General features: G+C 72.6%; 9 protein-coding genes. 8 read left to right on the forward strand and 1 reads right to left on the reverse strand.

Annotation, left to right across the window (positions count from 1 at the left end; translation table 11 throughout):
• Positions 1-77: 77 nt before the first annotated feature.
• The 8 genes from hpnE (at position 78) to ACIG36_RS10885 (ending at position 11,079) form a co-directional block, all read left to right on the forward strand.
• Positions 78-1,538 carry a hydroxysqualene dehydroxylase HpnE gene (hpnE, locus tag ACIG36_RS10850; protein WP_399925265.1) on the forward strand — a complete coding sequence of 487 codons (1,461 nt, stop codon included), beginning with the start codon at positions 78-80 and terminating at the stop codon, positions 1,536-1,538.
• Positions 1,535-2,677 carry a polyprenyl synthetase family protein gene (locus ACIG36_RS10855; protein WP_399925266.1) on the forward strand — a complete coding sequence of 381 codons (1,143 nt, stop codon included), beginning with the start codon at positions 1,535-1,537 and terminating at the stop codon, positions 2,675-2,677. The genes hpnE and ACIG36_RS10855 overlap by 4 nt, the downstream gene beginning before the upstream one ends.
• Positions 2,678-2,826: 149 nt before the next feature.
• The gene (gene shc, locus ACIG36_RS10860) at positions 2,827-4,845 is read left to right on the forward strand and encodes a squalene--hopene cyclase (RefSeq protein WP_399925268.1); all 2,019 of its coding nucleotides are present in this window, start codon (positions 2,827-2,829) and stop codon (positions 4,843-4,845) included.
• The gene (locus ACIG36_RS10865) at positions 4,845-5,495 is read left to right on the forward strand and encodes a 1-hydroxy-2-methyl-2-butenyl 4-diphosphate reductase (protein WP_399925269.1); all 651 of its coding nucleotides are present in this window, start codon (positions 4,845-4,847) and stop codon (positions 5,493-5,495) included. Before shc ends, ACIG36_RS10865 begins: the two co-directional genes overlap by 1 nt.
• Before the next feature lie 5 nt (positions 5,496-5,500).
• Complete coding sequence (gene hpnH, locus ACIG36_RS10870; RefSeq protein WP_399925271.1) at positions 5,501-6,523, forward strand: adenosyl-hopene transferase HpnH; 1,023 nt, start codon at positions 5,501-5,503, stop codon at positions 6,521-6,523.
• 4 nt (positions 6,524-6,527) lie between these two features.
• Complete coding sequence (gene ispG / locus ACIG36_RS10875; protein ID WP_399925273.1) at positions 6,528-7,694, forward strand: flavodoxin-dependent (E)-4-hydroxy-3-methylbut-2-enyl-diphosphate synthase; 1,167 nt, start codon at positions 6,528-6,530, stop codon at positions 7,692-7,694.
• Between the two features lie 59 nt (positions 7,695-7,753).
• Complete coding sequence (dxs, locus tag ACIG36_RS10880) at positions 7,754-9,685, forward strand: 1-deoxy-D-xylulose-5-phosphate synthase (protein ID WP_399925275.1); 1,932 nt, start codon at positions 7,754-7,756, stop codon at positions 9,683-9,685.
• Positions 9,682-11,079, forward strand: a complete 1,398-nt coding sequence (locus ACIG36_RS10885) for an aspartate aminotransferase family protein (RefSeq protein ID WP_399925277.1) — start codon at positions 9,682-9,684, stop codon at positions 11,077-11,079. Before dxs ends, ACIG36_RS10885 begins: the two co-directional genes overlap by 4 nt.
• Before the next feature lie 104 nt (positions 11,080-11,183).
• Here the strand turns inward: ACIG36_RS10885 and ACIG36_RS10890 are convergent, their stop codons facing one another.
• On the reverse strand, positions 11,184-11,990 hold the full coding sequence (locus tag ACIG36_RS10890; RefSeq protein WP_399925279.1) for a tyrosine-protein phosphatase: 807 nt from the start codon (positions 11,988-11,990) through the stop codon (positions 11,184-11,186).
• Positions 11,991-12,056 lie beyond the last annotated feature (66 nt).

The following is a 12,056-nucleotide window of genomic DNA, read 5'->3' on the forward strand; positions in this document are numbered from 1 at the left end:
AGGTGTCGCGACCGCAAGCGGTGCGCAACCCTCCGCCCGATCGGCGCGTCCCTGACAGCAGCCGAGGGGGAGGGCGCATGACACCGGAGACGACGACCCGGCCCGACCGGCTCCGCGCGGACGCAGCAGGCCGCCCCGAGGGGGCGGCCGCGGTGGTGATCGGGGGCGGGCTCGCCGGCGTCACCGCCGCGCTCGAGCTCGCCGACGCCGGCCTGTCCGTCACCCTGATCGAGGGCCGGCCGAGGCTGGGCGGCCTCGCCTTCTCCTTCCGGCGGGGCGAGCTGACCGTCGACAACGGCCAGCACGTCTACCTGCGCTGCTGCACCGCCTACCAGTGGTTCCTCGACCGCCTCGACGCCCTGCACCTGGCACCCCTGCAGGACCGCCTCGACGTGCCCGTCCTGGACATCGGCCACCCCTCCGGACGGCCCCGGCTCGGCCGGCTGCGCCGCACCGCCCTGCCCGTCCCCCTGCACCTGGCCGCCAGCCTCGCCACCTACCCGCACCTCTCGCTCGCCGAGCGCGCCAAGGTCGGCCGGGCCGCGCTCGCGCTCGGCAGGCTCGACCCCCTGGACCCGGCCCTGGACGGCGAGGACTTCGCCGGCTGGCTGCACCGCCAGGGCCAGTCCGCCCGTACCGTCGAGGCCCTGTGGGACCTGGTCGGCGTGGCCACCCTCAACGCCACCGCCGACCGGTCCTCGCTGGGCCTGGCCACCATGGTCTTCAAGACCGCCCTCCTCTCCGAGCCCGGCGCCGCCGACATCGGCTGGGCGCACGTACCCCTCGGCGAGCTGCACGACACCCGCGCCCGCGCAGCCCTGGACCGGGCCGGCGTCCGCACCGAGCTGCGCACCCGCGCCACCCGCATCGCCCGCGGCGGGACGGGCACCTGGCAGGTCCACACCGAGGCCGGGCCCGGCGGCGGCGAGCTGCTCGAGGCCGGCACCGTCGTCCTCGCCGTCCCGCAGCGCGAGGCCCACGACCTGCTGCCCGAGGGCGCCCTCGACGACCCCGGCCGGCTGCTCGGCATCGGCACCGCGCCCATCCTCAACCTGCACGTCGTCTACGACCGCCAGGTCCTGCGGCAGCCCTTCCTCACCGCGCTCGGCAGCCCGCTGCAGTGGGTCTTCGACCGCACCGACTCCTCGGGGCTCGCGGCCCGGGACGGCGGCGCCCAGTACCTGGCCGTCTCCCAGTCCGCCGCCCAGGACGACATCGACCGGCCCGTCGCCGAACTGCGCGAGCGCTACCTCCCCGAGCTCGAGCGCCTGCTGCCGGGCGCCCGGTCGGCGGTCGTCAAGGACTTCTTCGTCACCCGGGAGCGCACGGCGACGTTCGCCCCCACCCCCGGCGTCGGCCGGCTGCGGCCGCACGCCCCCACGAACGCGCCCGGCCTCTACCTGGCCGGTGCGTGGACCGCCACCGGCTGGCCGGCGACCATGGAGAGCGCGGTGCGCAGCGGTCTCAACGCCGCCGGCGCGGCACTCTCCGAGCTCGGCCGACCGCACCGGAGCCCCCTTCGGGAGGCGGCGGTATGAACCAGCGAGCCCTCAAGGCGCGCGTCCCCGCAACGGAGACGCGCGTGAGCACGATCATCACCAGAGGAGAGACCGTGACATCGGCGATCCCAGCTGTCGACACCGCGGGCGTGCGCGCCCTGCTGGAGCGCGGACGGACGCTTGCCACGCCGGTGCTGCGTGCCGCCGTCAACCGGCTCGCGGCACCCATGGACACCGTCGCCGCCTACCACTTCGGCTGGATCGACGCCGAAGGCCGGCCGGCGCACGGCGACAGCGGCAAGGCCATCCGGCCCGCCCTCGCGCTGCTCTCGGCCGAGGCGGCCGGCGCCGCCCCCGAGGTGGGCATCCCCGGCGCCGTGGCCGTCGAGCTCGTGCACAACTTCTCGCTGCTGCACGACGACCTGATGGACGGCGACGAGCAGCGCCGCCACCGCGACACCGTCTGGAAGGCCTACAGCCCGGCCCAGGCCATCCTCGTCGGCGACGCGCTGTTCGCGCTCGCCAACGAGGTGCTGCTCGAGCTCGGCACCGTCGAGGCGGGCCGCGCCACCCGGCGGCTGACCACCGCCACCCGCAAGCTCATCGACGGCCAGGCGCAGGACATCTCCTACGAGCACCGCGAGCGCGTCACCGTCGCCGAGTGCCTGGAGATGGAGGGCAACAAGACCGGCGCGCTGCTGGCCTGCGCGGTCTCCATCGGTGCCGTCCTCGGCGGCGCCGACGACCGCACGGCCGACACCCTGGAGGCCTACGGCTACCACCTCGGCCTCGCCTTCCAGGCCGTCGACGACCTGCTGGGCATCTGGGGCGACCCGGAGACCACCGGCAAGCAGACCTGGAGCGACCTGCGGCAGCGCAAGAAGTCCCTCCCGGTGGTCGCCGCGCTCGCCGCCGGCGGCCCCGCCTCCGAGCGGCTCGCCGAGATCCTCGCCGCGGACGCCAAGCTGAGCGACTCCCAGCTCGCCGACTTCACCGAGGAAGAATTCGCCAGCCGCGCGGCGTTGATCGAGGAGGCGGGCGGCCGGGAGTGGACCTCCCAGGAGGCCCGCCGCCAGCACGCCACCGCCGTCGAGGCACTGAACGCGGTGGACATGCCGGCGGCGGTCCGGGACCGGCTGACCGCGCTCGCCGACTTCGTGGTCGTACGGAAGAACTGAGGACGAAAGAGCTGATCGCCATTCACCCGAACTAGCCACCCTCGCGGTCGCCGGCCGGTGCCCTGCTCGGCACCGGCCGACGGAACCCCCCAAGTACGGCAGTAACAAGCAGTACGGCAGAGAAGAAACTCACTGCATTAGGGGAAGCCATGACAGCGACGACCGACGGCCCCGGGGCACTACCGCCCCGTGCGGCCGAGGCCGGCCAGAGCACCACCGTTCTGCCCCGCACCACGGCGGCCGGTGAGCCGCCGAACGCACGCGAAGCCGTGGTCCGGGCCACCACCCGCGCCATCGAGCACCTCCTCTCCCGCCAGGACCCACAGGGCTGGTGGAAGGGCGACCTGGAGACCAACGTCACCATGGACGCCGAAGACCTGCTGCTGCGCCGCTTCCTGGGCATCGAGGACGAGGAGACCACACAGGCGGCCGCCCGCTTCATCCGCTCCCGGCAGCGCCCGGACGGCACCTGGGCCACCTTCCACAACGGGCCCGCCGAACTCTCCGCCACCGTCGAGGCCTATGTGGCGCTGCGGCTCGCGGGCGACGCCCCCGACGCCCCCCACATGGCCGCCGCCTCCGCCTGGGTCCGCGAGCAGGGCGGCATCGCCGCCGCCCGCGTGTTCACCCGGATCTGGCTGGCCCTCTTCGGCTGGTGGCGGTGGGAGGACCTCCCCGAGCTGCCGCCGGAGATCATGTTCCTGCCCAAGCGGGTGCCGCTGAACCTCTACGACTTCGGCCAGTGGGCCCGCCAGACCATCGTGCCGCTGACCATCGTCTCCGCGCTGCGGCCCGTGCGCCCCGCGCCCTTCGGCCTCGACGAGCTGCACACCGACCCGCGCCGGCCCGCCCCGCCGCGCCCGCTCGCCCCGGCCACCAGCTGGGACGGCCTCTTCCAGCGCCTGGACAAGGCGCTGCACCTCTACCACCGCTTCCCCGTCGGGCCGCTGCGCCGCGCGGCCCTGAACTCCGCCGCCCGCTGGATCGTCGAGCGCCAGGAGAACGACGGCTGCTGGGGCGGCATCCAGCCCCCGGCCGTGTACTCGGTCATCGCCCTGCACCTGCTCGGCTACGACCTGGACCACCCGGTGCTCAGCGCCGGGCTGAAGTCGCTGGACCGTTTCGCCGTCTGGCACAAGGACGCCGACGGCGCCCCCGTCCGGATGATCGAGGCCTGCCAGTCCCCGGTGTGGGACACCTGCCTGGCCACCATCGCGCTCGCCGACGCGGGCGTCGCCGCCGACCACCCGGCGCTGGTCAGGGCCGCCGACTGGATGCTGGACGAACAGGTGCTGCGCTCCGGCGACTGGGCCGTGCGCCGACCCGAACTGCCCCCGGGCGGCTGGGCCTTCGAGTTCCACAACGACAACTACCCCGACATCGACGACACCGCCGAGGTCGCCCTCGCCCTCAAGCGCGTCGCCCACCCCGACCCCGGCCGGGTCGAGACCGCCCTCCAGCGCGCCACCCGCTGGACGCTGGGGATGCAGTCGGGGAACGGCGCGTGGGGCGCCTTCGACGCCGACAACACCAGCCCCTTCCCCAACCGGCTGCCGTTCTGCGACTTCGGCGAGGTCGTCGACCCGCCGTCCGCCGACGTCACCGCGCACGTCGTCGAGATGCTGGCCGTCCTCGGCAAGGGACACGACCCGCGCACCCGGCGCGGCATCGAGTGGCTGCTGGGCGAGCAGGAGGAGTCCGGCGCCTGGTTCGGGCGCTGGGGCGTCAACTACGTCTACGGCACCGGCTCCGTGCTCCCCGCCCTGATGGCCGCCGGCATCCCCGCCTCCCACCCGGCCGTCCGCCGGGCGGTGAGCTGGCTGCGCGAGGTGCAGAACTCCGACGGAGGCTGGGGCGAGGACCTGCGCTCCTACCGGGATCCCGAATGGATCGGGCGCGGCGCCTCCACCCCCTCCCAGACGGCGTGGGCCCTGCTGGCCCTGCTGGCGGCGGGGGAGCGGGACAGCGAGGCCGTGCTGCGGGGCGTGACCTATCTGGCCGGCACCCAGGCCGAGGACGGCTCCTGGGACGAGCCGTACTTCACCGGCACCGGCTTCCCGTGGGACTTCTCCATCAACTACCACCTCTACCGCCAGGTCTTCCCGCTCACCGCGCTCGGCCGCTACCTGCACGGCGAGCCCTTCACGGCGGAACGGCTGGAGGGCTGATGGACCCCGGCACGGGCGCGCCCGCCCCGGCACCGCTGCTGATCGCCTGCGCGCTCGGCATCGAACGGCTCGCCCTGCGCGGCGGCCTCGGCGGTGCGCCCGTACCCGTGACCATACTGCGCACCGGGATGGGCCCGCAGGCCGCCGACCGTGCCGTGACCCGGGCCCTGGGCGAGGACCCGGCGCTGCGCGAGGCGTCCGTCATCGCCACGGGCTTCTGCGCCGGCCTGGCGCCGGGGATGCACCCCGGCGACCTGGTCGTCGCCGACGAGACGCGCGACCGTGCCGGGCGCACGGACTGCGTCGGCGTCGACCTGCTCGCCAAGGAACTCGCCCGCGCCGTGCCCCGGAGCGTCATCCACACCGGGCCACTGGTCGGCTCCGACCACGTCGTGCGCGGTGCGGAGCGAGGGGCACTGCACGCCGCGGGAGCGCTCGCGGTGGACATGGAGTCCGCGGCCACGCTCCGAAGCGCCGTGCGGGCCGGTTCACGCCCGGTTGCGGCCGTAAGAGTGGTCGTGGACGCTCCAGAACATGAACTCGTACGAATCGGGACCTTGCGGGGTGGAATATCGGCCTTCCGCGTACTCCGCACCGTCCTGCCGGCTTTTTTCGAATGGCACCGTTCTTTGCTGCTCCCCAGGAGGTGAGCCAGATGGCCATGCCGCTTCGCCAGACCATCCGGGTCGGGACCTATCTCTTTGAACAGAAGCTGCGCAAGCGGGAGAAGTTCCCGCTCATCGTGGAGCTCGAGCCGCTCTTCGCCTGCAATCTCAAGTGCGAGGGCTGCGGCAAGATCCAGCACCCCGCCGGCGTGCTGAAACAGCGCATGCCCGTTGCCCAGGCGGTCGGCGCGGTGCTGGAGTCCGGTGCCCCCATGGTCTCCATCGCCGGCGGCGAGCCGCTGATGCACCCCCAGATCCACGAAATCGTGCGGCAGCTGGTGGCCCGGAAGAAATACGTCTTCCTGTGCACCAATGCCCTGCTGATGCGAAAGAAGATGGAGAAGTTCACCCCCTCCCCCTATTTCGCGTTCGCCGTGCACATCGACGGGCTGCGGGAGCGGCACGACGAGTCCGTTGCCAAGGAGGGGGTGTTCGACGAGGCGGTGGAGGCCATCAAGGAGGCCAAGCGCCGCGGCTTCCGGGTCACCACCAACTCGACGTTCTTCAACACCGACACCCCGCAGACCGTCATCGAGGTGCTCAACTTCCTCAACGACGACCTGCAGGTGGACGAGATGATGATCTCGCCCGCCTACGCCTACGAGAAGGCCCCCGACCAGGAGCACTTCCTGGGCGTCGAGCAGACCCGCGAGCTGTTCCGGAAGGCCTTCGCCGGCGGCAACCGCGGCCGCTGGCGGCTCAACCACAGCCCCCTCTTCCTCGACTTCCTCGAGGGCAAGGCCGACTTCCCGTGCACCGCGTGGGCCATCCCCAACTACTCCCTCTTCGGCTGGCAGCGCCCCTGCTACCTGATGAGCGACGGCTACGTGCCCACGTACCGGGAGCTGATCGAGGAGACCGACTGGGAGAAGTACGGGCGCGGCAAGGACCCCCGGTGCGCCAACTGCATGGCCCACTGCGGCTACGAGCCCACGGCCGTGCTGGCCACCATGGGGTCGCTGAAGGAGTCGCTGCGCGCGGCCCGGGAGACCGTCTCCGGGAACCGGGGCTAGCGACATGGCCACCACGGAGCCGGTATCCCTCGGGCTGCCCGCGCCGCCGCCCCGGCCGCTCGCGGTGCGCCGCCCCTCGCGGCGCATCCAGGTCGGGACGGTCCCGGTCGGCGGCGACGCCCCGGTGTCGGTGCAGTCGATGACGACCACGGTCACCGCGGACGTCGGCGCGACGCTGCAGCAGATCGCCGAACTGACGGCGTCCGGCTGCCAGATCGTCCGCGTCGCCTGCCCCTCGCAGGACGACGCGGACGCGCTGCCGGTGATCGCGCGGAAGTCCCGGATCCCCGTGATCGCGGACATCCACTTCCAGCCGAAGTACGTCTTCGCGGCCATTGACGCCGGCTGCGCGGCGGTGCGCGTGAACCCGGGCAACATCCGGCAGTTCGACGACAAGGTCAAGGAGATCGCCAAGGCGGCAGGCGATGCCGGTGTCCCGATCCGCATCGGCGTCAACGCCGGCTCCCTGGACCGCCGTCTGCTGGAGAAGTACGGCAAGGCCACGCCCGAGGCCCTGGTCGAGTCCGCCCTGTGGGAGTGCTCGCTCTTCGAGGAGCACGGCTTCCGGGACATCAAGATCTCGGTCAAGCACAACGACCCGGTCGTGATGGTCAACGCCTACCGGCAGCTGGCCGCCCGGTGCGACTATCCTCTCCACCTCGGCGTCACCGAGGCGGGCCCGGCCTTCCAGGGCACCATCAAGTCGGCCGTCGCCTTCGGCGCGCTGCTCTCCGAGGGCATCGGCGACACCATCAGGGTCTCCCTCTCCGCCCCGCCGGCCGAGGAGATCAAGGTCGGCATCCAGATCCTGGAGTCGCTGGGCCTGCGGCAGCGCCGGCTGGAGATCGTCTCGTGTCCCTCCTGCGGCCGCGCGCAGGTGGACGTCTACAAGCTCGCGGACCAGGTGAGCGCCGGCCTGGAAGGGATGGAGGTGCCGCTGCGCGTGGCCGTCATGGGCTGCGTCGTCAACGGCCCCGGCGAGGCCCGCGAGGCCGACCTGGGCGTCGCCTCCGGCAACGGCAAGGGCCAGATCTTCGTCAAGGGCGAGGTCATCAAGACCGTCCCCGAGTCGAAGATCGTGGAGACCCTCATCGACGAAGCGATGAAGCTCGCCGAGCAGATGGGGAAGGACGGCGCCGCGCCCGGGAGCCCCGCCGTCACCGTTCGCTGACCTGACAGCGGCCACGACGAGCCTGGTGTGCCAGGCGGGAGAGAAGGGAGGGGGCCGGCATGTCGTTGCTGGAGAACATCCGCGGTCCGCGCGACCTCAAGGCACTGGACGGAGAGGAGCTGAGCGACCTCGCCGAGGAGATCCGCCACTTCCTGGTCCACGCGGTGGCCAGGACCGGCGGCCACCTCGGGCCCAACCTCGGCGTGGTGGAGCTGACCATCGCCCTGCACCGCGCCTTCGACTCGCCCGCCGACCGCATCCTGTGGGACACCGGCCACCAGAGCTACGTCCACAAACTGCTCACCGGCCGCCAGGACTTCTCCAAGCTGCGCGGCAAGGGCGGCCTGTCCGGCTACCCCTCCCGCGAGGAGTCCGAGCACGACGTCATCGAGAACAGCCACGCCTCCACCGTCCTGGGCTGGGCCGACGGACTGGCCAAGGCCAATCAGGTCCTGGGGCGCTGGAACCGGCACGTCGTCGCCGTCATCGGCGACGGCGCGCTCACCGGCGGCATGGCCTGGGAGGCGCTGAACAACATCGCGGCCGCCAAGGACCGCCAGCTGATCATCGTCGTCAACGACAACGAACGCAGCTACGCGCCCACCATCGGCGGCCTCGCCGACCACCTGGCCACCCTGCGCACCACCGACGGCTACGAACGCGCCCTGGCCCGCGGCAAGGACGCCGTCCTGCGCCTGCCGCTGGTCGGCCGGCCGCTGTACGAGTCGCTGCACGGCGCGAAGAAGGGCTTCAAGGACGCCTTCGCCCCGCAGGGCATGTTCGAGGACCTGGGGCTGAAGTACCTCGGCCCGATAGACGGCCACGACATCGCCGCCGTCGAATCGGCGCTGCGCCGGGCCAAGCGCTTCCACGGGCCGGTCCTCGTGCACTGCCGGACCGAGAAGGGCCGCGGCTACCGGCCCGCCCTGGAGGACGAGGCGGACCGTTTCCACACGGTCGGCGTGATGAACCCGCTGACCTGCGAGCCGCTCACCCCGGCCCGCGGCACCTCGTGGACCTCGGTGTTCGGCGACGAGATGCTGAGGATCGGCGCCGAGCGGCAGGACGTGGTGGCGATCACGGCGGCCATGCTGCACCCGGTGGGCCTGACGAAGTTCGCCGAGGCCTATCCCGAGCGGGTCTGGGACGTCGGCATCGCCGAGCAGCACGGCGCGGTCTCGGCGGCCGGGCTCGCCACGGGCGGCCTGCACCCGGTCTTCGCGGTGTACGCCACCTTCCTCAACCGCGCCTTCGACCAGGTGCTGATGGACGTGGCCCTGCACAAGTGCGGCGTGACGTTCGTCCTGGACCGGGCCGGCGTCACCGGCACCGACGGGCCCAGCCACAACGGCATGTGGGACATGTCGATCCTGCAGGTCGTCCCCGGGCTGCGGATCGCCGCCCCGCGCGACGCCGACCAGCTGCGCGCCCAGCTGCGCGAGGCGGTCGCCGTCGACGACGCCCCGACCGTCGTGCGCTTCCCGAAGGAGAACGTGGGGGAGAGCATCCCGGCCCTCGGCCGGGTCGGCGGCATGGACGTGCTGGCCGGCTCCGCCGAGTCCGGCGCCGACGTGCTGCTCGTCGCCGTCGGGGCCATGGTCCCCGTGGCGCTGGAGGCCGCGGGCCTCCTCGAGGCGCGGGGCACCTCCTGCACCGTCGTCGACCCGCGCTGGGTCAAACCGGTCGACGACGCGCTGCCCCCGCTCGCCGACCGGCACCGGATGGTCGCCGTCGTGGAGGACAACAGCCGCACCGGCGGCGTCGGCTGGGCGGTGGCCCAGGCCCTGCGGGACGCCGGCGCCGATCTGCCCGTACGGACCTTCGGCATCCCCGAGCAGTTCCTGGCGCACGCCAAGCGGGCGGAGGTACTGGCGGACGTGGGGCTGACGCCCGCCGAGATCGCCGGGCGGATCAGCGAAGCCCTGGCAGGGGTGGGCGAGAAGCACAGGGTGAAGGACAGGGAAGAGAGCAGGGAGAAGGAAAACGCATGACCGCCGACGAGACCAAGAGCTTCGACCTGGCCCGGCTGCTGGCCGAGCGCGGCGGCGAACGGTACGACCTGCACGCCCGGCACCTCAACCACCAGCTGCCGCGCATGCTGCACACCATCGGCTTCGACAAGGTCTACGAGCGGGCCGAGGGCGCCTACTTCTGGGACGCGGACGGGCAGGACTACCTCGACATGCTCGCCGGCTTCGGGGTGATGGGGGTGGGCCGGCACCACCCGGTCGTCCGCAAGGCGCTGCACGACGTCCTCGACGCCTCGCTCGCCGACCTCACCCGCTTCGACTGCCCGCCGCTGCCCGGCCTGCTCGCCGAGAAGCTGCTGGCCCACGCCCCGCACCTGGACCGGGTGTTCTTCGGCAACAGCGGCACCGAGGCCGTGGAGACCGCCCTGAAGTTCGCCCGCTACGCCACCGGCAGGCCCAGGATCCTGTACTGCGAGCACGCCTTCCACGGGCTGACCGCCGGCTCGCTCTCCGTCAACGGCGAGCAGGGCTTCCGCGAGGGCTTCGCCCCGCTGCTGCCGGACACCGCCGTCCCGCTCGGCGACCTCGACCGGCTCGAGGAGGAGCTGCGGCGCGGCGACGTGGCGGGCTTCGTCGTCGAACCCGTCCAGGGCAAGGGCGTGCACGAGGCGCCGCCCGGCTTCCTGCGCGCGGCGCAGGAACTGCTGCGCAAGCACAAGGCGTTGCTGATCGCGGACGAGGTGCAGACCGGCATCGGCCGGACCGGCGAGTTCTTCGCCTACCAGCACGAGCGGGGCGTCGAACCGGACCTGGTGTGCGTGGCCAAGGCCCTCTCCGGGGGCTACGTTCCCGTGGGCGCGACGCTCGGCAAGGACTGGATCTTCAAGAAGGTCTACTCGGCGATGGACCGGGTGCTGGTCCACTCGGCCAGCTTCGGCTCCAACGCGCAGGCCATGGCCGCGGGGCTGGCGGTGCTCTCCGTCATGGAGGACGAACAACTCGTCGCCCGCGCCCGCGACACCGGCGAGCTGCTGCGCTCCCGGCTGGCGGCGCTGACGGAGAAGTACGAGCTGCTGCACGCGGTGCGCGGCCGCGGCCTGATGATCGGCATCGAGTTCGGCCGGCCCAAGTCCCTGGGCCTGCGCAGCCGCTGGGCGATGCTGCAGGCGGCCCGCAAGGGCCTCTTCGCGCAGATGGTCGTGGTGCCGCTGCTGCAGAAGCACCGCATCCTCACCCAGGTCTCGGGCGACCACCTGGAGGTCATCAAGCTGATCCCACCCCTGGTCATCGGCGAACCCGAGGTCGACCGCTTCGTGGCCGCCTTCACCGCCGTCATGGACGAAGCCCACAACGGCGGCGGCCTGATGTGGGACTTCGGCAGAACCTTGGTCAAGCAGGCGGTGGCGGGGAGGTAGCTGGTTGTGGGCAGTCGTTCCGCATGGGCTGGGGGCACCTCCCAGCGGTAGCTGGGGGAGGGTGGGCACAACCCGGCCACCGGGCCTCAGCCCGCCCCCTCAGCTCACTGGCCGAGCAACCGCATCTGCAACCGCTCCCGCGTAGAGCCCGCCAGCCCCAGCCCCTCGGAGAGATACCGCTCGGTCGTCCCCCACGTCTCGTCGATCGCCGCGAACGCGGCGTCCAGGTACGAGGCCCGCGCCTCGAACAGCGGCGACAGCAGTTCCATCACCTCCGGCGAGGCCGCCCCGTCCGTCCCGTCCCCGCGCCGCACCCGGTACCGCCGGTGCGGTGCGTTCGACTCCAGGTAGTCCGCCTCGATCACCTCGCGCTCGACGCCGAGCGCGAGCAGCGTGACCGCGATCGACAGCCCCGCCCGGTCCTTCCCGGCGGCGCAGTGCATCAGCGCCGGGACGCTGTCGTCGGCGAGCGTGTGCAGCACCCGGCTGTGCTCGGCGGTGCGGGTGGTGATCATCACGCGGTACGAGTCGGCCATCCGGCCCGCCGCGCGGCCCTCGCCCAGCACGGAGCGCAGGACGTCCAGGTCGCCGTCGCGCACCATGCGCCAGAACTCGCTGCCGTCCGCCGGGTCGGACAGCGGGATGTTGACGTTCCGGACGCCCGTGAGCGTCACGTCCGGGCCCTCGAGCGCGATGTCCGCCGCGTTGCGGAAGTCGAAGACGGTGTGCAGGCCCAGCGACTCGAGGAACTCGGCGTCCGTCTCGGTGGCGTGGGCGAGATGGCCGCTGCGGAACAGGACGCCGGGCCGTACGCGCCGCCCGCCGGCGGCCGGCAGGCCGCCCAGGTCACGGAAGTTGCGCACCCCCGCCAGCTCGGGTTCGGTCGACGGAACATGCGGCGTCTGCGTCACGGGCGCTCCTCGGGTCGCGATGTCGATGACGCTGCATCGTATTCCGCGAGCCGTGATTTTGCCGGG

It is taken from the genome of Streptomyces sp. NPDC053048 (assembly GCF_044547045.1).
Lineage (GTDB): Bacteria > Actinomycetota > Actinomycetes > Streptomycetales > Streptomycetaceae > Streptomyces.